The organism is Undibacterium sp. GrIS 1.8 (assembly GCF_040544445.1).
Classification (GTDB): domain Bacteria; phylum Pseudomonadota; class Gammaproteobacteria; order Burkholderiales; family Burkholderiaceae_D; genus Undibacterium.
The window spans coordinates 1-21,486 of record NZ_JBEONQ010000061.1; the positions used below are offsets into that span (position 1 = coordinate 1).

The window sequence follows — 21,486 nt, forward strand, 5'->3', positions numbered from 1 at the left end:
CTGGACGCCCAAACTCCGTCCGTAGTCAGAAAGTTCCTGCATAAATGATCGGGGTTGGGGTACTTTTTACTTCAACTTTTAAGTGCACCAACGCCGCGCTGGTACGTCGATTGTGACGAACCCAGAATCCCGGGTTCTTGCAGTAGGTGAGGGTTTCGAGACCATGCTTACTGTCGCTACCGCTCATCAATATCAAATTAATGTCCGGAGTTATTTAAATGCGGGCAATCTCGCGAAAGCCGATATTCTCAAATCGGATTTTGATAAGGTCATTATTTATGCTGACCATGATAAATTCGATCCAATCAGAAATTATCGGCCTGGGACCCATTACGCACAGCAACTTGCGAGACGGTTAATGGAGATGGGGTTTAAAGTGGAGATCCGATTGCCTGATGTTGAAAAGACAGACTGGGCGGATGTATGGATGTCAGCGACCAATCAACTGGGGAATATCACTAACACGCTATTAACCCGGTGCATACAACAAAAGAGTGATCATCCGTTTTTGGTGATTGATCAAATGTTGAAAGAGAAAAAATGCTGTAATTTGCCGATGCTAAAACCCAAAAACCCTCCTAGTCATTAAGAGGGTTTTTTTTTGCTCTGCTGCGTTCAAGCAGGACAACATAGGGTAGTAAGCCTAGTACGACCAAAATAAAAAAGTACTGGCTCACTAAAAATGCCAAGGTGATGCCGATACCCACTAAAACTCCCGCTATAAAAAGTACGATAAGTTCAAATTCGCTGATGTGAGTTTGTTTCATATTATTCCTGTAGTCCTCCAAATCGTGTCGTCAAAAACTACACAAATAACTCTCACGTTCTCACTGTTTTAAAACGTCTCAACCCCCCCGACCATAGACAGATCAATGTCCCCAAAACTTGAACTGGCCGTTTTATTAGAGCCTAATGTTTTCACAAGCTCTGTTTTTACCGGCAATGGGACACTGGTTTGGTGAGTATTTAATGCAGAGACAGGCTTCACCATTTCCGCACCGTGTAAAGCCTGAGTCGCAAGCTGACAAAGTTTTCGTGTCCGTCGCATCTGATTTGGTTCTGACTGCAAAAACTCAACAAGAGCAGGGAAGTCATTGCCGTTAATCTTTACGCGTAGTGTGATTTCTTCATCTTCTATCATTGCAGACCTCACGCTGCTTTAAGACGTTTGTGCTGGTGTTCGCCAAAGAGTAAAAATCCATTTACATTGCAAAATGGAGAGTTGTCTAATTGGATGATTTCAACGTCTTGAAACGACTTAGCGATGCTGGGTGCAAAATAATGCGATCCACCACCTACCATCAGGATCGAACTAAGATCACCACCGTCACCAACCGATGAACGAATTTTCTTTGCGCAGTCGTCAGTGATGAAGGAAGAGTTGTCGAGATACGAACGTAGCTTGTCCGGTTGAATCATATTTTTAAAAAACCGCATCGGCTTTCCAGAAATTAATGCATCATCAATGCGTTCTATTTGATCAAATGGTTTTCCTTCGTCTTTACTGATGAGGTCCGCCATTGAATTCAAAATGGCGGATACTCCTGTAGGTGTCCCTGAACTTCTACTCTCAATCATTCGATAGCCATGGGACAACACCCAGTCCGTAGTCACATAGCCGCAGTCCACAATTAATCTATTTTCGTCCTGACTCAGGCCCTCTTCAATGGTTGATCCATAGTGCAGCAAAGCGCCCACTGGTTGGGGCAAGATGATGACTTTGTGAACAACCACTGATTTTCCTCGCACTTGGAACTCACCCACAAAATGTTTAAGCAAGTGATCCTTATACAATTTCATCGTATGTACCGGCAATCCAAGCACCAGCAAGTCAACTTCAGTTGCATCAACGTGCGCCAAAGCACCTAAAAACAAGGCTTTGTAATTAACGGAGGTAGGGAAGTCGTCAGTAAGCGTGCGACCATTGCCAGTCGTCCCTCCTACTGCAAATTTGACATCTGGCCCAACAGCAAACTCAACATCGTCCACCCGCACAATATAAGTACGGTTGGCGACCGCATTTGGTAAATGGCTTGAAAGGTTAGAAGTAACATGCCGCGGCGATAAGGAGGGGAAACTGTCATAGAACAATTTATTTTCTGGCCCAGGGAGTCTCGCCGCCACTTTGGTTTGACCGAAGCCAATATCACATGCAAAAACAGGGAAGTACATAAGAACTCCAAATTATTAAATAGACAAACTATGTACAAATTTAGCCATAGTTAAATCGACGGTGTTGTATGAAGTACAAACTAAGCCATTTAAATGTACAAATTATGTACAAGTGCAATGAAGTCAATTGACAGAGAAACAAACTAAGCCATTTAAATGTACAAATTATGTACAAGTGCAATGAAGTCAATTGACAGAGAAACAAACTAAGCCATTTAAATGTACAAATTATGTACAAGTGTTATTAAGTCAATTGACAGACAAACAAACTAAGCCATTTAAATGTACAAATTATGTACAAGTGTTATTAAGTCAATTGACAGACAAACAAACTAAGCCATTTAAATGTACAAATTTAGCCATAGTTCATCATCAATAGTGATTAGATCATTCGTTGGTCACTCGTTTTTACATGTTTCACTAGCAAAATTGGGCTCATTTCAGCTCAGTTAGCGGATTTCTAAGATGGGTTTTAACTGACTAAAAACGGTTAAGAGTGAGAGGTAGGATGTGAAAGAGGAGAGGCTTCAAAAAAGTAGGTTGTTATCATAGATTTCTGCAATAAAAGACATTAATATTCAACTTGCAGTACAGAATTTGATAAGAATCCCCGCTAGGTAACTAGCATCGTCGCATGGCTTAACGCCACAATCTGCCTCAAAACTTGATAGGTTTTTTGAAGGTTGCAGGTAATTCACCCCAAGATGGGACGTGATTACTGCAAGCAAACTTCAAAAAATCACTTCAACTACTGAGTGCCAGAACTTCAAAGCAGTAACTATTGTTGAATCTTTCTTTCCCTTTTAACTTGATTTCTTTTGTGTATTCACCTCCATTCGTGGACGTGAATTTTTTTAAAAGAATCAACAAGATAGAAGAGTAAAGACTGAGGACGACAGAACAGTGATAAACATTGGCCCCGTCGTTTGTTTTAGAGTCTTGCAAGGAATGAAGCCTACTCTAAAGACACAATCCCGACTACACAGACCAAAACAAATTAGGACGCCTGATTACCCTTCTCGGGGTGACATTGATCGGAAAAAGACTGCAATCGAGCACGTCTTATTAAGATCAATGAGGTATCCCACTCGCAGCAAGGGCGGCAAGCCTTAAAGCTGTTTGTGACATTCATTAACAAGGTGTTGCTACCTTTCCCCAAACAGCAAATGGATTATCGGATTTGCAAAGTTAGTGCAACCAAGCTTTTTTCAACCGTTTAAATGTTTTTGCACCATCATTTTTTTTGATTGAATGTCTCTCCTGGAGCTTTCGCAAAAATGGTGATTTGGCCGTAATGAATTTTTTGGGTTTGAAGCAGGTTTGATGAATTGCAAAGCAGTTCGGATGACGACGTGAGTCGAGTTCAAGGATGGTGCCAGCCAGAATTGAACTGCCAAGTTTATCGCTAAAGAGCCCTGGTCCTGCTGGAAGCCGCCCCGCAAGGCGTTAATTTGCAACGATTTTTAAACAACTCCAAAAAAGGGGAAATCATGGCCGTGACTTACGAACACGCGTATGACGTTGAGCGAGCAAAATTGCCGCAGGCGATCAAAAATGAGTTGAGCAAACTATTTACAAAGAGTATTCAGATACCGCACAGCAAGACTCGGCAGAGCAAAGCTGCTTTGGGTATAAAAACGCAGCGTCTCAGATGCCTTTGTATGGTTGCATCAGTCGAAGAAATTTATGCCATTGGTAAATTTGAGATTGCCAGCCTATCCAACCTCAAAGAGAAACACATTAATTTTCTTGTGACCCATTGGGTATCAAAAAAACAAACACGCGGTACGATAGAAAACAAGCTGACCTATTTATCAACATTAGCCACTTGGTTAAGAAAAGCAAACATCGTCAAAAATCCAGAGAGCTATCCTTCGCTGTGCGAACTACCAAAACGGTCAGGCATTGTGATGGAGGATAAATCATGGGAAAGCAATGGGGTCGATGCCCAAGAGTTAATCGGGAGAATCACAATGGACAACAAATACATTGGTATTCAACTCATGCTGCAAATCACCTTCGGTTTGAGAGCAGAAGAAAGCATGCTGATGCGACCTTTTGATACGGTCATGAGATTGCATGGCGAAACTTACTTGATGGTTGAAGATGGCACAAAAGGCGGGCGGCATCGTCGGGTTGAAATTGATGATGAATCGCAGTTAGAGATAATTGAGACTGCAAAGCAATATATCAACAATAAATCCAAAACGACGATCCCCAATGAATTCTCACTAAAGCAATGGAAGAGTAAGTATTACAACATTCTCAGAAAATATGGGCTGACAAAAAAAGGACTTGGCGTGACGCCACACGGCCTACGCGCCCAATATCTCAATAATCTGTACAAAAACTTAACTGGTAAGGACAGTGCGGTGCGTGGCGGCGATGTGCCACAAAAAGACATTTTAGAGAGTGCGCGCAAAATCATTGCCGAACATGCTGGGCATTCGCTGGCCAGCAAATCCAATGCTTATATTGGCTCCCATGCGGCAATCAAGTTGAAAACGTCAAAAGACATCACAAATGACCAGATTCTCAAAAGTATGGAGGAGGCTGAGGGCAATAAAATGAAAGCAGCACAGATGCTTGGATGTGCCCGTAGTTATCTTTATAAAAGATTGAAAGAAATGGAGTTAGTGCATGAATAGTTTCAAACGAATTGTGATCACGACAGGTCTCCTCTGGGTCTTGTTGTTTCTCTTTATTTTTATCGGATTTGTCATTATGACGAGCGCCCCATGGTTGCAAGTCAAACTGCCACTAATAACAATGGGACTGGGTGGTGTCGGTGTTTCATTACATTTATTGTCACAACACTATCCGAGATAGTTATGCACAAAATCTGTGGATAAGTTTTTGGATAACAATAGACGGTTCGCTCAAAACCTGCAGCAGTAGTAATTAAAGTCGTCATTGCTTCAAATTTGAGCAAGTTGACGTTATTGAACATGGGGCAAAATAGGTGGTGATAGTAGAAGGTTGTTTTAATACTGGAATTTAACAAGAGTGTTCTTCACGCGTGCGCGCATTTTTTTTTGCGTCCAAAATTTTTAACTAGCTCTTTTCCGCAATTACGGAAAACAAAAAAAACGAATATCTGCAAAGTCCCAAAACACTGGCGATTAACTTTTTAGATGTATCGCATATTTGTTAAATGTACGGATACTTCGTTTAACTTTTCCGTGCGTGCGGAAAAGTTAAATTCCTGATTACTTCATTTAACGTTTCAGCGTCAGGAAAAACAAAGTACCAAAATGGCCACATACATAATTACAAGCTGTGACAGAAATAACGGTTTGGGTCTATAAATCATGCGTCTTTTGCGCAAGTCAAAATGACATTTTGATAGACCATAAGGCCATGAGCAAAAATGATCTCCTCCTAACACCTATCGAAAAAGGATCTTTCGAGTCCTTTGCTAAAGGCTTGGTACCTCTATTGCCGTTGATTGAGGATCCATCAGTCTCGGAAATTATGGTCAATAACCATAAGTCTATTTGGATAGAAAAAAATGGACGCATGGAAAAGACCGACATTGAGATGGTTCCTTCAATGATCCGAATGGGGATTCAGTTTTTATCTTCAGCGGTCGGCAATAAAGATGCCATTGCGGGAACTAGTACGGGAATTGTGAATGCGGCTTACAGCGGTATGCGAATTGCGGCGGTGATGCAACCTACGGCGATTGACGGTGACGCAATCTGTATTCGTAAGCATAGCAAAACAAATCGTACGCCAGCGCAGTACATAGCAAATGGCTCTTTCGATATTGAGATGATTGCTCAAGATAAGCGTTATGTTCATGAGCAGATTAAGCCTAGGGAAAATCTGCAGAATGAAGAATTAGTGAATTTCATTGATTAAGAATTCAGAAATAGAAAAATTTCCTTGTTTCTGGAAGGGTGTACGAAATTTTGTGTAAACGGACATTTTGCAGGAAACTGCCCCCATTGATAGGAGCAATGATGACCGTGGAGAAGAACCCCCCTTCAGCCGAATTACTTGATGCCCTGCTGGCCGACTACCCAATTTGCACACCGACTTGCCCGGCAAATTACACCACCAATGGGCAATGTCCTCCTGGTCAAATAGGACAAACCTCCACGACGACGACGTATACAGTGATCAATGGAACCTGCACTCCATCACAAAACACGGACTGGAGCGGCTGCACCACCCCATGTAACACGACAACGAGCAATGAAGTTGCCGCGTGTGACCCGGGCAAGTCGGGCTACAAAACCCGGATCGTCAGCACGAACAGTTGCACGGGCAGCACCTACGGCGCATGGGACACCAGTGGTTGCATAAACAATGCGCCGGCCAAGTGCGCCAATGGCGCATCAGACTACCCAACCTGTACACCCACCTGCCCAAGTGCCGTTGAAAGTCTAGGCACTTGCCCAAGTGGACTAGTGGGACAAACCATTGTCACCACCAGTTTTAATGTCGTGAATGGGGTGTGCGTGCCGACGACCACGACCGACAAGCAGTTTTGTACACAGCCGTGTACCACAACAACTGGCGTTGAGTCACAGGCATGTGATAATGGCTATACAGGCAATCAGTCTAGAATTGCTACTTCCACTTGCCCTTCTGGCGTAATGTCTTACTCAGGTTGGGATACTAGTGGTTGCGTCGCCGTAGCGTGTCCTGCTAGCACTTCAACTACGGGCGTGTGTCCAGCGGGTTTTACTGGCCAGACGGTGACAACGACCAATTATGTGGGTGTTTCGTGTACAGCAGTTTCATCAACTGATTCTAGCGGATGCACTCCACTTCCGCCTTCTTGCACTTCTTCTACATCAACCGAGACAGCGGTTTGTCCGGCTGGTCAATCGGGCAACATGAATAGACAAGTCACGACGAACTCATGCAATGGAACATCCTATTCACCTTGGGACAAAAGTAATTGTACAACTAATGCACCCACATGCGCCCCACCACGTTTCATGCAATATGGTCCCCTACCTAGTGAGGGGTTAATTTGTGTAAGGTCTTGGTCAACTTTGCCCACGTATAATCCGTTGCAATTTTATCCTGATTCTGATTATCACTTTTTATTATGGTTTGATCTAAATCGTTCTCCAAGTTCCAGTGATTTAATTGCGCTTGACCAATCTTTACCGTTGTTTCCGAATAAACCTATCGGTATTTTCTTCATTGACGGTGGTTCATGTAACGCTGATACCTTACACCTAAAAAAAGGGGAGCAGGCACCGCAAAGTGAATTCATTGCGCCGGCAGATGGATGGTATGCTCATGCTCATAGCCAAGGTTGTAATTAAATAGCGCCAAAGTTTTTTAAAAATCCCTCCGCAGTTATTTAACGGAGGGATTTTCATTTACTAGTGTCACATTTTTGTATTTAACAAAAAAACCGAGCTATGCTCGGCTTTAGGTTTAACGATGTAATTAAAAGCTGGGGATTAAACCCGGTGCAGTCGTAAAGCTCCAGAAACATCCAAGATTTTTGCCGAATACAATCTTTCCTCCCGCACATCCAAAATCTTGGCCGTTAATTGATCCATGTAGCGCCATGTTATATGTAGTCGATGGTTTCAATTGAGATTTGGCAGTCAACCACGCTTCGTTACTTGGAATCAATTTCTTCGGATCGTTGGTGGCTGTATAAACATAAGCGCTCAAAGGAACCGAACTACCAACCTCAGTCATCGTAAAATCTTTTAATACCAATAATTGGTTAGCGGCGATCGCAAAAGAAACTGGATATCCAACAATTCCATACATTATCCCGCTTGAAATATCAGGGAAAGGATTAGGGTTCTCATTACCCATAGTTAAATTGATGTTAGTTTGCTTATCCATCGGGTACATCATTACGAAATCCGAAGCATTAGTTTGACCATTTGCTGTTTTCTGGCCGACATTCAAATAAACTTCTGCTACTGGACTATCACAAACTCCGTCGCAAAAGCCCGTCATCCCTTGATCAGTCCAACTTTGATTGATCAACGTATCACGATGGTAAATTGAATTGATCAGAACTTGTATCGCACCTGCCATTGTATTAGCAGAAGAACCGCCGGCACTCACAAAATAATTAGTCGCATAGCCAGCAAAGTTTGCCCTGTCAGTATCGGACACACCCGTAAATCCCGGTTTGCCTGGATCTTCCGAGTGCTGAAAAACGTGGTTTAAAACCAAATAATTTGCATGATTTTTGCTGGCCAACGTCAATGGTGCTGAATACGCCAATAAGCCTAAGCCCAATGATTGTCGAAAATTATTCAAATAATTAAACGCTGCTAATTCTTGTGAGCCGGCTGCCAATGGCGGTGCTGACACAGTCAATTGCAACTGCGCCGCTGTAACAGGCGCAGTGCAAGTCGGATAATCCGTACCGCCATTGCTGCAAGTCGAAACCACAGGTGTGGTCGGGGTAGAAGAACCCGAGCCGCCACCACCGCAAGCGGATAAACCAGCAACCGTCGCCAAGACCGACAAAGAGAGCAGGGAGCGCGTCGCTGCAGAGGGAGAAAAGCGAGAAGATGATTGAGTCATGATAAAACCTTTTTAGTAAGTGAATCTGAGCACTATCCTCAGACTGTCTTGATCGCCCCAGTGGCGACGACATAACTTCATGGTACGCATAAATAAAATAAGTCAAATCGCCAAAAAATTCGTTCGCTACAGAAAATAACCGCCAAAAAAGCGACACAAATCAGCGTAAAAAAAGCGAAAAAAAAAGCACGACAGAGCCGTGCTGAAAGTACAAAAGGAAAGTCACAAACAAAAGAAACCACATTGAAAACAACCAACGCTCCAACACACACACAACAACACACACAACAACACACACAACAACACACACAACAACACAAGAAATCACGTAAAAAAATCATCAAAGCAAAAAAGTCAAACTACCGTAAAAAAGGCGTTGAGCTGATCATCAAGCGGCCAAGGGGGAGCGACGTTTGCAAGCCTCACAATGGTAGTCATGAGAAAACTCTTTCTTCTCGTCTGTGTTCGACAACAGATAATTACCCTTACATTTCCGGCATGCTGCGATATACATCATCCCTGACCCTGACTGTACGCCATTAACCAAGACACCCATACGATCAATGGGCAAAGGATCTGCGCCTGCCAACATGGTGTACCAGCTATAGCTTGCAATAATACTATGAATATGCGGTAAACCGGCATCATAGGCGAGTCGATATAACAATAAATAAAAAGAACTATGCGCGCGCCGGCGTTCAGTTAAAAAATACCAGCCAGTGGCACTGGGTAATTTACCGCAAGAGGAACTGGTACCTAAAATGCGATGATACATTTCCCGCATTTTAGCGTTATGCAAATTCGGGATGAGGGTGGTAATGATGGTCGAGCGCATTTTAAACCGTACCAGATGTTCGGCCAGAGGATAAACGGTTTCGGAACGATAAGTGGTGCCAAGCGCGGACAGTTTGGGCAATTGATCGAGCGCCAATGGCGAGGAGCGGATCAGATAATGGATCCAATCGATTTCGGATACGGACTCATCGTCAGAATTAGCGCCTAATTTTGCCCGAGACCTTGGTCCCGAGCCGGATTCTGCCGTGGTTTTGCTTTGTAACTTACCATCCGTATTGGACTCCAAATCAGTATTGGTACTACTACGAACCAGACTCAGACTCGGCGGCAGTGCTGGCAAAGAAAGGGTTGAAAACCGCCACTGGAACAGGGGTAATTTAAAGCGCATTGCATTATTTTTTTGTTCGACCGTGACTTCGCGCAAGAGCGAGATCACCTCGGAACTGACACCCAATTCGAGGACGGCGAGGGGAGAATTCTTGGCCACATGAATGAGATGATTCAGATAAAACTTATTTTGGTATTTGATTTCGGTACCTAACTGCTGATTCTGGGAGGAGGGTGCCAAGCTAAACGAGTTCGTCAGTTTCGTGATGTCCCCGAAGAAGAGTTCGTTCCATTCGGTTATTTTAGTCAGAAAGGGAGTAATACAAAGGCGAACATAATCAGAAAAAACCGAGTTCTCAGCATGTAGGGCGGTTGATTAACTCTTAGTGTCGGAACGGAGTAGTGTGCATAGTTGTTGATTAAATCAATGTGCGTTAATTGCGTTATTGGTTTATTTGCGCGATTTCTCTTTTTATTTACCAACATTTGGATGATTTTGTTTGCTACTGGGAGAAGGTGATTTAACCAATTACCTTAAAAACACTTAGTTACGGAACTTAGATGAAAAACACCATTTCTTCTTTCTGTTACCTTGCTCTGTACAAACTAATATAAATTAAAATCAGGTTATGAAAAAAAACCAGTACGAGCGAATTGCGTATTCAGTCCGGCGCTTAAATACCGCCGTTGACAGGATAATTGTGGCAAAAACCCCAGAGGAAAAGAGGCGCGCGCAAGCATGGGCTAGGGCATGGGGTGTCCGGGGGCAATTTGCTTTGCGCGTCAGTAAAAGTAATTCTGCAGAAGAGCTAAATTAAATGTTGGCTAGTGGTAACGTCTTTAACCGGGCACGGATGATTTTTTGAATGTTTGATGGCGTGTTTAGCGCCTTCATTCGGTCGGGCCATGAGTCCTGTGCCATTTCCACCGCATCTTTGACCGCTCTGATAGCAATCCTTTCAGATATGTTGGCTTCTTTGGCAATTTGCTTATACGTATCGATCGTCTGCTGTCTCTGTAATTTGTCGATAGCCACATTGGTAGCAAATCCTTCGAAATTGGGTAATCCAACTACGCACACGATATCGTATGCCGGTGACAGCTGCGGAATGATTCCGTTGTCATAGATAAGGGAAAAATTCTTTAGATGCGCGTCACAGTTACCGATCAATGTATTAACTACTTGTCGGATAAAGAACTGCCGCACGTCCTCAATCCCGTTCGCACTAATGCGATCGAGAACACGCAAGAAAGAAATGTATTTACTCTCGCTGGCATACTTCTCGTTTGGCATCAAAGACAGCATTTGACAACCATCTTCAATATGAACAGGACCACCCGGCCGACGATCAAAGCGATCAACCGCAAGAAAGTGGGTGTTCTCACCGAGTTGCGTTACTAGTTCAGGAAGGCGCGTGATGGTTTTCATCTGTTGGGGCTTACACGTTGCGATACGCACCCCTGCAGATGCTGCCAACATCATCGCTGAATATTCGTTAAAGACCATTGAATCGTCGTTTGGTGCTGGCAATTTTGCAATAATGTCAGATAACTTTCCATGGAAAGGCAGCGTGTAAGTGCGGCCTTCTTTAGCACTTGATAGAGCAATTTTGTTTTGAAAACCCGATACTGAAGCAGCACCTTCCGTTGCTGCCTCAGGCACGCATATTTCAAGATTATCTGATCCCCCAGTAACTCCGATAGCACGCGCCGAAGCGGTCAAGTTATCAATATTGGCGGGAACGATTTTTACCGCGCCGGGGAGATCTTCGCCGGCCGCAGCCAAGACTCCAAAGTCATCACAGTCTCGCTTATCTTTACGCGTTGCTTCCAAGCGCTCACGTAACGGACCTTCAGGTAGTAGGCCGGCAAAGAAGGGGGGCAATTCACCGCGCTCCCGATACATTGCCCGATGAAAGGAGTTTTGGAGGATTTCTTGATTAATTTTCTCTTCGTTCGGTATGGTTAAAGAGAGTGAGAGAGTAGGGCGTTCTTTGTCGATCAAGTAGCGTTCCGTTGGAACGAAACGTGTCACACGGCCAGCTTCACAAAGCCATCCAACCAATTCACCATAAATCCATACTTCGAGGTACCGCGGTGACAGTAGTTCGCTCATGATGAATTTACTCCGAATAATCGATCTATTGAGGAGGGTGCATCGTCAACCCCAATGGGTTTTCCAGAAATGAGCCGTTCCACTTCTGGCAGTAAATGTTTGGGTACCAAGACCCACTTAGCGTCTAATGCCGAAGCCAAATCATCCAAGGTGCTTGAACGCACATCTGGCTCGTTTTTAAACATTCTGTAGAGGTTTGACACCTCGATTCCGATAATCCGACTAACGTCGACAACGCTTTTTCTCAGTCGATGCCGCTGACTATTCACTTGTTTGATGAAATCCACGATATCTCCAACCACCGTTAGTGTAACTAACTACACTTTTACATTATCTAAGTGTAGAGAACGATATTTTAATTGATGAATATATCATATACTATGTGTTAATAGTGTCAAACATCACATTTTTATAGAATAAAAATGTTACATTTGATATAAACAGTGTACTCCTATTTAAAAAAAGAAATTTTCATCCTGAATTCCTCCGAGATACGCCGTCCTTCAGGGCGGTGAGGGATAGGAGAGCAGTCGAAGACTGCTTGCCTTTGGTTGTATAACCATAGCCATCATTACGTTGAACATATGTCCGCGCATTCCCCTTCCTAGTCTGTCCGTTTGCGCAGCGAACATATAGGCGGAGCCGTGCAGTCAGGAGGGGGTCAAGCGGAGGTTTTTGTTTTTGCTGCTGCTTTTCTTGCGTGTTCTTCGGTGCCTTGCGCATCGACATAGGCGCGCACTGTTTCCAGCGTCGCGCCGCCAACACTGCCAACAAAGTACGCCCGATGCCAGAACAACGGCTTACTGTAGAACGGCGCAAGGTGCGCTTCAAACCGGCTTCTGGCGCGTCGTGCGCTGGCAGTTTTAAGATTGTTAATGAGCACCGAAATGTTGAGCGCCGGATGGATGTCAACGAGCAAGTGGACATGATCAGGCTCACCACCAAACTCCACCAGCGAACATCGCCAAGCCGTTAGGCAATCAGCGAACGCCTCTTTAAGATACGCTAGCAGATCAGGTGTAAGTATTTTACGGCGATATTTCGTCACAAAAACAATATGCAGCTTAATGTTAAAAACCGCGTGAGAGCTTGATTGATTGGTATTTTCCATACTTGTGCCTTAATGTATTCGTTCTAGTATAGCAGGTATGCAAATCGGCAATTGCTTCCGCTGTTATCCCACTCCTGCACAAGCACAGACCTTGTTGCAATGGATCGGCTGTCAGCGTGATATCTACAACGCGAAGGTGCGTGAGGATCAGTACTTCCGTACCTTTGCGCGCAAGTCTTTGCAGCATACCGGCCAGTGTGCGCCGATCGATCAGCAGTACAGCCATTTCAAAACCGACTTAACGCCATGGCTCTCGAACGTGCCTGGTAGTTTGCTGCGTAATGGTGTGGTGCGTTGAAAGGCGCTTACAGCCGCTTCTTCTCCAAGCTTGGAGGACGCCCGACAATCCATAAACGACACGGTAAGCAATCAGCGTGGCTGATGGCAGACTTGTTTGAGTTCACGCCAATTGTTGATGCGCAGACAGGGGAAATTACCGCGCACCAGCTCGCCATCGGCACCAAGAAATACCCTGTTGGCACACTGCAATTCAAAGCGCACAAACAATACAAGATTCCAGCGTCCATCCATATCAGCCTCCATTGCAGCCAATGGCATGTCTCATTTAACGACGACGACGGTACCATCGAGCCAAACGAGAAAGACACGGCGGCATGGCTGATGCAGCACACCGAAGCCGAGCTACGGGAAATGACGGTCGGTTTGGATCGTGGTGTCCATCTGCCTCTCGCAGGAAGTGATGGCCAGCAGTTCGGTTTCACCGAAGAGCAAGAAAAACGACTTAAAAAACAAGACAAGCACAAAAAGCGCTGGCAGCGCCGACTTGCCAAGAGGGACAACGGATCAGCACGATGGGTCAAGGCCAAGCGCAAAGTAGCACGCTACCAGCGCTATGGCGCTGATATGCGTCGTGATGTCGCCCACAAGACAAGCCATGCGTTAGCGACCGATCCGCGTTACAAGCTCTATGTGTTCGAGGCGCTAAAAGTCAAGAACATGACCAAGAAAGCCAAACCAAAACAAGACGAGCAAGCCCGATGGATCAAGAACGGCGCAGCCGCCAAGTCTGGGCTCAACAAATCGATCCTGGCTTCGACGTGGGGATCAACAAAAGTCTTTTTGCAGTACAAAGCGCGCTCTCGTGGCAAGCTGGTATTAGAAGTACCGCCGTTCTATTCTTCGCAGGAATGTGCCGCTTGCGGCCACATTCACCAGGACAACCGGGTCTCACAATCCGAATTCGTCTGCTTACGCTGCGGGAACACTGATCATGCAGACCTCAACGCAGGCAAGGTCATTGCTCTGCGTGGGGTCAGGCAACTGCTCGCTGGTCAGTGTGCTAAAAGAGAAAAGAAACGGACGGGAATAGTAAAAAGTAAGGTAGGGGCGGGATGCTCCGAACCGGCCGGAGAAATTCAGCCATCGCTCGATGAGATCGTGGTAAGTCTTGAGGATGGCAACATCCCTGCGCTCTGGTCGTTGACCCGAGAAACCCCAGCTACAAGGCTTTTTACCGTTTAGCTGTGGGAGTATTCATTGCAATATGATACACACTTTTAACCAAAATGTGCATCATTGAAATTTCAAAGTCTATTTTTTTAAGATAGCATTCATTGCTTTAGCCCATATAAAACGATTTACGAATGACTGGTTTCATTCTATTCTGCGCAGTCGCCAAAACGCCTTGCGTTACAGCTGCAGCATCGATACCAGCCATACCTTAGTGTCGAAATAAATAACACTTCTCCTTCGCCGGTCAAATATGTTCTTGAAACTAATATGTCAAATGATTCAAGACTGATCGAAAACACCTGGTAAATAGCGAGCACCATAGGCAATTCGTTCTATCCGCACCACGTCGTCCAGAATACGAAATAGAATCACATAGTTTCCAACGGTAGCCATGCGAGCATCTTTCCCAATGTCTGGACGAAGTTGATAAATCAGCGGAGTGAGCTCGATATAAGCAAATTTTTTGCGTATGTCCTGAATGAATGTTACCGCACGACTCGGATTGTCTTGGGCGATAAAGTCGGCGATCGTATCGAGATCATCTTAAACGTAACGCGACAGTTCTAACCGCATCACTTGGTATCGCCTGCCGCGTTGGCGATCGCTTGGTACTTACGCTCAAGGCGAGTCAACACTTCATCGGCGGAAAAACTAGGTGTTTTGTCGGCTAGCGCTTCCTGCCACACACCTCGCAGTTCAGTGATACCTTGCATGCGCAGGCTGCGCTTGTATGTCCAGTCACGTAACGCGTCACGTATAACTTCGCTGCTTGAGGCGTATTCACCTGTCGCTACAGCTGCGCGGACGATATGAACCATTTCTGGTGGCAGGGCAATACTGATTTTTTCTGCGGTCGTCATTGATTTGCCTTTTGGTAAATAGTATGAAAAATTCCTACCATCATAGCAAATCTGTGGTGAGAAGCAACCAAAAATAATTGACTGAAGTTTAATGTTCGGTATTTTGCTGATTTTCAAACCATGGCCAGAATTGACTTGGAATTTACGTTAATTTTGTCCAGTACGCGTAACCGCGAATATGGTTGACCGTCAAATAGCGTCATGCTTTTGCCATGTGTTAGCACGCGAGTTTTCCGGATATATCGTTCAAGAGGGGCGTCGTGTCTGAATTGTTAAATATTTCCATAGTTCTGAATTTTACAAAAAGTGGAAAATTTCCCGCGCTGATTGACACTCCAATCGAACTGAAACGCCTCACCGGGTGCAAACTTCAGCGGAATATAGGTATGCTTACCGGACTCTTTTAATCGTTCCAATTCCTCTTGCCGCCAACGTCGCGCGAAGCAAGCCACACGATCATAGGAGCCGTCATAGCCTAAGGCACATAAGTCAGCATGGATTTGTTTTAATGAACGCCGTTGCTTGCGAGACTTCTTAGTTTCATCAAACAGCCATTGCCGGAGCTTGTCGGCAAAGCTATCGAGTTTGTTTGGCGAAACACGTTGTGGATACACTGGATCAATAATTTTGTCATTCTTGACATAATTACGAACTGTGTTTCGGTATAGTCCAGTACGTCTGGCAATCTCCCGCAAGGAGAGTTGGTCACGGAAATGCCAGCGACGGATCTTACTTAAAATTATCACGTTTATCACTCAATTCTCCTGCTTAAAAAATAAGCAGGATAGCGTTTACACGTGGATCAATTTTCGATGCAAATTAGGCTTCTAGGTGGGTCAGTTTTAGATGCAAATCAACACCTTGATTGCATGCATTAACTACCTCCAAGTAGTCCAAGTTTTTATCCGCACCCCCTGATGGTCAATGCTGAGTGCTCGCCGACAATCGATATCGGCTGAGTGTTTGTTACAGCCCCATAAAAACGGTTCACTTCATTGGTCAAGTTATGAGTCGTCACTTACCAAATTCTGTTGAGCTGCTCCGTTGGCTTCAGCGTTTTTGAGATCTCTGAACTTAACCCCCATTGTCAGGTTCCCCTTGGTTAGCTTCTTAATAGTCACGTCCTGAGCTTTATCATTCGCCAAGCGTAGGTTTCGATCGGTGCCAAGCAAAGCTTCTTTGGTTTTTTGCAGGTGATCAATCGATTTATCGATTTCATCAATCGCCAATTTGAACTTTCCAGCTGCCAGCTCGTAATTCCGATTAAATGCTGTCTTGAACGTATCTAGATCGTTTTCAAAATTCGTGATATCGATATTTTGAGACCTAACCAAGGCGAGCTCGTTCCTGTATGACAGAGAATTCATCGCTGCATTGCGCAGTAATGTGATGATCGGTATGAAGAACTGGGGCCGTACAACATACATTTTCGGGTACCGATGGAACACGTCAACAATACCTGTGTTGTAGAGCTCACTGTCAGGTTCTAACAAAGTGACCAGTACCGCATATTCACAGCCTTTTTCAATGCGATCTTTATCAAGCTCTTTAAAGAAATCTTCGTTCGATTTTTTTGTTGCGGTCTGATCGGCTTCATTTTTCATCTCAAACATAATCGACACGATTTCGGTGCCAGATTCATCTGAGTCTTTAAAAATATAATCTCCCTTGCTGCCAGATCGTGCGTCATTGTCCTTTTCGAAGTAGGCTCGTGGAAACGCAGTTGAGCGAATACGGTTGAATTCAGTCTCGCAATGCTGTTCCAGGGTCTCACCGACCATCTTTGTCGACAAACGGGCTTTCATGTCCCGTAGGCGCTCAATGGCATCGTCACGATCTTTGATCTGGGTCTCGTATTTGTCTTTAAGCGCCTTTTCAGCGATCTGTTTTTCAAGCGCTGCCCGTTCCAGATTACCTTTGAGTTCATCGCGTTGCCGCTCGATTGCAATAACCGCCTCGGTGATCGCGAGTTTCTGGGTAATCTCGATATTATTAATCTGAGCCTTGAGAGTTTGGATGTCAGCGTCCTTCGCCGATGCCGCCTTCTGGAGTTCGTGCACAAGCTTAGCCTCTGCCTGCTCAGATAGGGTTTGTGCGTGGCCATTCGCTCGCTCGAGCGCATTGGCCAAGGAGTCACGTTCTCTTTCAAGAGCACCTAATGCTTCGCTCACGGCAAGTTTGCGTTCTGTCTCGCCGGCAGCTAATCGTGCCTCAAGTTTTTGAATCTCGGCATCTTTTGTCGCAGATACAGTTTGCGCTTGGCTTGCTATCTTGGCTTCAGCAAGTGCAATGGCATTTTGTTTTTCTCTTTCGGCTAACTCAAGGCGATCATGCAGTTGCTGGTCGAATTCGGCATCATGAACCTGTTTAAGGATATCGGCATAGCCGGTTTCATCGATTTTAAAGGCCGTACCGCAGTGAGGACATTTGATGTCATTCATTTATTATTGATTCCTGATGGCTTTATCTTGGTTAAAGCATATCTCATAAGTATCTCCAAAACAAATTGAACGAAACAATAAAAGAGGACCGCATCAAACGTCTCATGTCGTTCGCGCTATTCTCTTAACGGTTTAGTCCGATACAGATCATACTGAATCTCAATTTTTGTACCCAACATAATGAATACATACCAACGCCTCGCAGCAATAAGTGTTGTGTCCGATTAGCAAAGCCAACTCGAATTTTTATCGGACGGTTGTGCCACCTGTTGACGCGCACCCCCGAAGGGACAATATTGAGTACCCGCCAACAGTCAACCGCATCAAAGGGCGATTGATTTGTATATATATTTGCTTAAGTTGCCGCAAGGCGTTATCCGCTAAAAATATAAGTAGGCTAAGCTCCCCTCCTGAATACAGTACCAAGGAGCATTTAACAAAGGCTTGTTCGAAACTGCTGCCCGAAATAAATTTTTAATTTACGCTTACCCTTTGGCAACTTATCTTTGATTTCTTTGCTATGCTCAACGACGCTTTAATTATGATTTTTATCTTTCAGCATTTTCCCAAAGGGACATCAATTGTTTGACGATAATCTACGAACTCGTAGCTTTGCCCAGGAATCTATACACCAAGCTCCAATTTCGCTATTTGCCACGGAAGATCAGGTCGCCAATCTGGAACTAAGATTCCTATCGGAGAATGTCGAAGAGCGAATCTTGGTTTCAGTCGAATTAGCTTGGCATCTACGTCAACGCGCACCTACCCGCTCATTGGCACTTGTAGAGCAAGTCCACGATACGTTATCGTCAATAAATATCAGCCCAAAATTAAGTCAACAAATATCAGGCCGAATATTTTTAATACGCGGTGAAATCTTTTGGCTAAATGGTGAAATTGAAGAGAGCGAGAGACTGGCTAATCTGGCTCTGCAGTCGTTTGTCGATTTGGGCGATGCCGCTGGTGAATCTGATGCCTTTCACTTATTGGCATGGATTTCTGAGGATTTAGGCAATTTCCCACAACGTGACCGCCAAATACAAAGCATGGAGAGTGCAGCGTCCTTGTGTGATGTTACCCGGGTCGAAGTGGGTCAAGCTTGGAGAGCTAGTTTTGATGCACTTACTGACGTTGACGCCAGCATCATGAAATGGAAGGCCTATTTCCAACCTGATACAGAAAAAAAAGATTCAACTTCCAAATCTTCCATTGACCAATTTTTGGGTATGGTAGCCTCATTTAAATGCGATTTTGTTCAGAGCATCAAATATTGTGTGGATGCTTACCACGATGCTCTAGATACGGGCCAAATTCGTAAAGCTATTTTCGTTGCAGGTAGCATCAGTGATTCATATGTCAATCTCAACGATTACAGCGCATCTCTAGAATGGCTGCAACGATGTATGGATCTATCTCGGGATAAAGGCTGGCCTATTTGCTTAGGAAGAAGTTTATTTCTGGTCGCAGCATCTATGCGCAGACTCCGCCGTTATGACCATGCTTATACTTTGCTTCAAGAATCTCTCAGCCTGATGTCGCGAATGCCCCATTCACGGCAATATGCGATTGCCTTGCGCTATCTGGGGGATATTGAATTAGATCGCCAGCAGTTTTCAAATGCACTACCTATTTTTGAGCAACTTGAACAACGCGCAATCGCTCTCAACGCTGCGGACTTGCATTGCGTTTCCAAACGAGGTCAAGCGCAAGCGTTGCTTCATCTAAACCGCCCAAGCGACGCGGTAATCGCTGCGAATGCTGCACTAAAGATCGCTAAGTCAAATGCCATGTATCAGATAGCAGCACTACGTATACTGGCAAACCTGTATCAAAAATTTCCCGCAGAACTATTTCAGGAAAGTGAACCTCATAAAACACCGCTCGACTTTTTGAAACGGGCGCTGTCGCTAGCCGAATCCATACAAAACTATTTTGTCCCAAGCGATCTGCTGGATTCAATTGCTTCTGAATATGCAAACATTGGTGATTATGCTGAGGCATATCGAATCAGTAAAAGTGCGAGTATTAACCGAGACAAAATCTATTCAAGCGAAGTGACCAATCGGGCCAGTGCCATGGAAATTAGTCACCAAACGGAGAAAATACGTGTGGAGGCGGAGTTTCAGAGTCAGCTTGCTAAAGCGGAAGCAGAGAAGATAAACGTATTATTAATTGCAAACGCTACGCTGGAGCATTTAGCCAAAATTGGCAGAGAAATCATTGGGAATCTGAATGCAGATGCGGTGTTCTCTTGTCTCGATTTGCATCTGAGAAATCTCATTGATTCAACCAACCTGCATGTCTACCAGTTAAAAGAGAGCGGCAATGTTTTGAGATTGGCATTTGGTCAGGACAGCCAGAATAAGCCATTAGTTGCTGAAATTCTGTTGAATGACCAAACGAATCCGATTGCACTTTATGCTCAGGCTCGGCAAGTACATTTCGACGTACGAGACCCGGCAGAGACTCATACGATAAATAACCGCTTAGATCGCACTCAATTGATGTCCGCACTTCAAATCAATGAGCGACTATTAGGGGTAATGGTTATTCAAACGACTGGTAGACATGTCTTTGGTGAACGCGAGTGCGCTATCGTTGAAACGCTCTGCGCTTATGGCTCTATTGCAATGGCAAACGTGGAAGTTCAAGAGAAGCTACTTGAGAAAAATCAATTATTGGAACAACTTGCGGTTAAAGACAGGCTCACAGGCCTTTTCAATCGACTAAAACTTGACCAAGTACTTGAAGATGAATTGGTAAGAAGCCGGCGATATTCGAGCATTTTCTCTCTCGTTCTTTTAGACGTCGATCACTTTAAAAGCGTGAATGATAACTTTGGACATCCGGTTGGCGACCAGGTCTTGAAAGAGATGGCGAATATTTTGGAACAAAACACTCGTGATGTCGATATTGTCGGTCGTTGGGGCGGTGAGGAATTTATGATTATTTGTCCCGACACGGATATTGAAGGGGCATATAAATTGGCGGAAAAACTGCGTCTGGAAATCGCGTCACACCTTTTTCCAGTTGTTGGACATAAAACGGCCAGTTTTGGTGTCGCTGGCTCCAACAAAAACGATACTCCTCAAAGTTTGCTTACCAGAGTTGATGAGGCGCTTTATCGGAGTAAGAAAATGGGACGAAATCGTGTCGAGCAATTCGGCTAATCTTTTTAGATGTCAATCAGCATCGCAAATTTTTCAGTTTTTGCTAAATTCAGCATACTGGAAAAAGTTCGCAATCCCGACACGACGCGTACCCGCACCGACCCAAATGAGAGATGTAAGCGCTGACAAGTGTTGACATCCTCCCCGCCCTAAAGGACGGGGATTCCTACGGCGCTACGCGATGATTTGCGAGTGGCTTCGGCGGGTTCCTGCTTCACTGAGCGGTCTGACTGTACCGACTCTCCACAGGCTAACAAGCGGTATCCCCGCTCTAAAATATTGACCGCGCCAACGACATCGGCGTGATTTTCGTAGCCACAATCGACACACAAGAATTTTGCTTGTGTTTGCCGATTGTCTTTCGACACATGGCCGCAAGCCGGACACGTCTGGCTGGTGTGGGGGTCGATTTGTTTTAGGTGCAATAAGTGACGGTAGGAGATCGAGCACTGGCGTGGGGGTAGTTCTGTAAGTCAATGATTTCATTAAGGTTTCA

Annotated in this window: 18 protein-coding genes and 2 pseudogenes; 7 read left to right on the forward strand and 13 right to left on the reverse strand. The window is 44.7% G+C overall.

Annotated features, from left to right (window positions below):
* Positions 1-112 precede the first annotated feature (112 nt).
* Positions 113-589 carry a toprim domain-containing protein gene (locus AAKU64_RS19860; protein WP_354335678.1) on the forward strand — a complete coding sequence of 159 codons (477 nt, stop codon included), beginning with the start codon at positions 113-115 and terminating at the stop codon, positions 587-589.
* On the opposite strand, the gene AAKU64_RS19865 is transcribed toward AAKU64_RS19860, so the two are convergent.
* From AAKU64_RS19865 to AAKU64_RS19875, 3 genes are all read right to left on the reverse strand, one after another.
* The gene (locus tag AAKU64_RS19865) at positions 579-767 is read right to left on the reverse strand and encodes a hypothetical protein (protein WP_354335677.1); all 189 of its coding nucleotides are present in this window, start codon (positions 765-767) and stop codon (positions 579-581) included. The two genes, AAKU64_RS19860 and AAKU64_RS19865, sit on opposite strands and share 11 nt — an antisense overlap.
* Before the next feature lie 68 nt (positions 768-835).
* On the reverse strand, positions 836-1,141 hold the full coding sequence (locus AAKU64_RS19870; RefSeq protein WP_354335675.1) for a hypothetical protein: 306 nt from the start codon (positions 1,139-1,141) through the stop codon (positions 836-838).
* Positions 1,142-1,149: 8 nt separating this feature from the next.
* The gene (locus AAKU64_RS19875) at positions 1,150-2,172 is read right to left on the reverse strand and encodes a PRTRC system protein D (RefSeq protein ID WP_354335673.1); all 1,023 of its coding nucleotides are present in this window, start codon (positions 2,170-2,172) and stop codon (positions 1,150-1,152) included.
* A 1,490-nt stretch (positions 2,173-3,662) separates the two neighbouring features.
* Here AAKU64_RS19875 and AAKU64_RS19880 point away from each other — a divergent pair.
* The 3 genes from AAKU64_RS19880 to AAKU64_RS19890 all read left to right on the forward strand — a co-directional run bounded on the left by AAKU64_RS19880 (position 3,663) and on the right by AAKU64_RS19890 (position 7,460).
* A complete protein-coding gene (locus AAKU64_RS19880) occupies positions 3,663-4,820 on the forward strand; it encodes an integrase domain-containing protein (protein WP_354335671.1) in 1,158 nt (385 codons plus the stop codon).
* Positions 4,821-5,532: 712 nt separating this feature from the next.
* A complete protein-coding gene (locus AAKU64_RS19885) occupies positions 5,533-6,036 on the forward strand; it encodes a hypothetical protein (RefSeq protein WP_354362773.1) in 504 nt (167 codons plus the stop codon).
* A 101-nt stretch (positions 6,037-6,137) separates the two neighbouring features.
* Positions 6,138-7,460 carry a hypothetical protein gene (locus AAKU64_RS19890; RefSeq protein ID WP_354362774.1) on the forward strand — a complete coding sequence of 441 codons (1,323 nt, stop codon included), beginning with the start codon at positions 6,138-6,140 and terminating at the stop codon, positions 7,458-7,460.
* A 127-nt stretch (positions 7,461-7,587) separates the two neighbouring features.
* On the opposite strand, the gene AAKU64_RS19895 is transcribed toward AAKU64_RS19890, so the two are convergent.
* The 5 genes from AAKU64_RS19895 to tnpA all read right to left on the reverse strand — a co-directional run bounded on the left by AAKU64_RS19895 (position 7,588) and on the right by tnpA (position 13,046).
* A complete protein-coding gene (locus tag AAKU64_RS19895; RefSeq protein WP_354362775.1) occupies positions 7,588-8,697 on the reverse strand; it encodes a CAP domain-containing protein in 1,110 nt (369 codons plus the stop codon).
* Between the two features lie 388 nt (positions 8,698-9,085).
* A complete protein-coding gene (locus tag AAKU64_RS19900) occupies positions 9,086-10,060 on the reverse strand; it encodes a FlhC family transcriptional regulator (protein ID WP_354362777.1) in 975 nt (324 codons plus the stop codon).
* Between the two features lie 573 nt (positions 10,061-10,633).
* Complete coding sequence (locus tag AAKU64_RS19905) at positions 10,634-11,935, reverse strand: type II toxin-antitoxin system HipA family toxin (RefSeq protein ID WP_354362778.1); 1,302 nt, start codon at positions 11,933-11,935, stop codon at positions 10,634-10,636.
* A complete protein-coding gene (locus tag AAKU64_RS19910; RefSeq protein ID WP_354362779.1) occupies positions 11,932-12,222 on the reverse strand; it encodes a helix-turn-helix domain-containing protein in 291 nt (96 codons plus the stop codon). Before AAKU64_RS19910 ends, AAKU64_RS19905 begins: the two co-directional genes overlap by 4 nt.
* 374 nt (positions 12,223-12,596) lie before the next feature.
* Positions 12,597-13,046: an IS200/IS605 family transposase gene (tnpA, locus tag AAKU64_RS19915; RefSeq protein WP_354362780.1), complete on the reverse strand. Its 450-nt coding sequence runs from the start codon at positions 13,044-13,046 to the stop codon at positions 12,597-12,599.
* Between the two features lie 37 nt (positions 13,047-13,083).
* On the opposite strand from tnpA, the gene AAKU64_RS19920 reads away from it, so the two are divergent.
* Both AAKU64_RS19920 and AAKU64_RS19925 read left to right on the forward strand, forming a co-directional pair.
* On the forward strand, positions 13,084-13,344 hold the full coding sequence (locus AAKU64_RS19920) for a helix-turn-helix domain-containing protein (RefSeq protein WP_354362781.1): 261 nt from the start codon (positions 13,084-13,086) through the stop codon (positions 13,342-13,344).
* Positions 13,341-14,528, forward strand: a complete 1,188-nt coding sequence (locus AAKU64_RS19925) for an RNA-guided endonuclease InsQ/TnpB family protein (protein ID WP_354362782.1) — start codon at positions 13,341-13,343, stop codon at positions 14,526-14,528. Before AAKU64_RS19920 ends, AAKU64_RS19925 begins: the two co-directional genes overlap by 4 nt.
* Before the next feature lie 270 nt (positions 14,529-14,798).
* On the opposite strand, the pseudogene AAKU64_RS19930 reads toward AAKU64_RS19925, so the two are convergent.
* The 4 genes and pseudogenes from AAKU64_RS19930 to AAKU64_RS19945 form a co-directional block, all read right to left on the reverse strand.
* Positions 14,799-15,050, reverse strand: a pseudogene (locus AAKU64_RS19930) (type II toxin-antitoxin system RelE/ParE family toxin); the annotation flags it as partial.
* Between the two features lie 41 nt (positions 15,051-15,091).
* Positions 15,092-15,379: a ribbon-helix-helix domain-containing protein gene (locus tag AAKU64_RS19935; RefSeq protein WP_354362783.1), complete on the reverse strand. Its 288-nt coding sequence runs from the start codon at positions 15,377-15,379 to the stop codon at positions 15,092-15,094.
* A 332-nt stretch (positions 15,380-15,711) separates the two neighbouring features.
* Positions 15,712-16,134: pseudogene (locus AAKU64_RS19940) on the reverse strand (IS21 family transposase); the annotation flags it as partial.
* A gap of 249 nt (positions 16,135-16,383) precedes the next feature.
* Positions 16,384-17,820, reverse strand: coding sequence for a DUF2130 domain-containing protein (locus AAKU64_RS19945; RefSeq protein ID WP_354362785.1), 1,437 nt, complete (start codon positions 17,818-17,820; stop codon positions 16,384-16,386).
* A gap of 581 nt (positions 17,821-18,401) precedes the next feature.
* Here AAKU64_RS19945 and AAKU64_RS19950 point away from each other — a divergent pair.
* Entirely contained in the window at positions 18,402-20,990 is a 2,589-nt protein-coding gene (locus AAKU64_RS19950; protein ID WP_354362786.1) for a tetratricopeptide repeat-containing diguanylate cyclase, read from the forward strand.
* A gap of 149 nt (positions 20,991-21,139) precedes the next feature.
* Here AAKU64_RS19950 and AAKU64_RS19955 read toward each other — a convergent pair whose 3' ends face one another.
* Positions 21,140-21,433 carry a zinc ribbon domain-containing protein gene (locus AAKU64_RS19955; RefSeq protein WP_503012718.1) on the reverse strand — a complete coding sequence of 98 codons (294 nt, stop codon included), beginning with the start codon at positions 21,431-21,433 and terminating at the stop codon, positions 21,140-21,142.
* Positions 21,434-21,486: the final 53 nt, after the last annotated feature.

Bases quoted from the DNA above. Each gene is read 5' to 3' on its own strand.
- AAKU64_RS19865 (WP_354335677.1), bottom strand. From the start codon at position 767: ATGAAACAAACTCACATCAGCGAATTTGAACTTATCGTACTTTTTATA.
- AAKU64_RS19870 (WP_354335675.1), bottom strand. From the start codon at position 1,141: ATGATAGAAGATGAAGAAATCACACTACGCGTAAAGATTAACGGCAAT.
- AAKU64_RS19875 (WP_354335673.1), bottom strand. From the start codon at position 2,172: ATGTACTTCCCTGTTTTTGCATGTGATATTGGCTTCGGTCAAACCAAA.
- AAKU64_RS19880 (WP_354335671.1), top strand. From the start codon at position 3,663: ATGGCCGTGACTTACGAACACGCGTATGACGTTGAGCGAGCAAAATTG.
- AAKU64_RS19885 (WP_354362773.1), top strand. From the start codon at position 5,533: ATGAGCAAAAATGATCTCCTCCTAACACCTATCGAAAAAGGATCTTTC.
- AAKU64_RS19890 (WP_354362774.1), top strand. From the start codon at position 6,138: ATGACCGTGGAGAAGAACCCCCCTTCAGCCGAATTACTTGATGCCCTG.
- AAKU64_RS19895 (WP_354362775.1), bottom strand. From the start codon at position 8,697: ATGACTCAATCATCTTCTCGCTTTTCTCCCTCTGCAGCGACGCGCTCC.
- AAKU64_RS19905 (WP_354362778.1), bottom strand. From the start codon at position 11,935: ATGAGCGAACTACTGTCACCGCGGTACCTCGAAGTATGGATTTATGGT.
- tnpA (WP_354362780.1), bottom strand. From the start codon at position 13,046: ATGGAAAATACCAATCAATCAAGCTCTCACGCGGTTTTTAACATTAAG.
- AAKU64_RS19920 (WP_354362781.1), top strand. From the start codon at position 13,084: ATGCAAATCGGCAATTGCTTCCGCTGTTATCCCACTCCTGCACAAGCA.
- AAKU64_RS19935 (WP_354362783.1), bottom strand. From the start codon at position 15,379: ATGACGACCGCAGAAAAAATCAGTATTGCCCTGCCACCAGAAATGGTT.
- AAKU64_RS19945 (WP_354362785.1), bottom strand. From the start codon at position 17,820: ATGAATGACATCAAATGTCCTCACTGCGGTACGGCCTTTAAAATCGAT.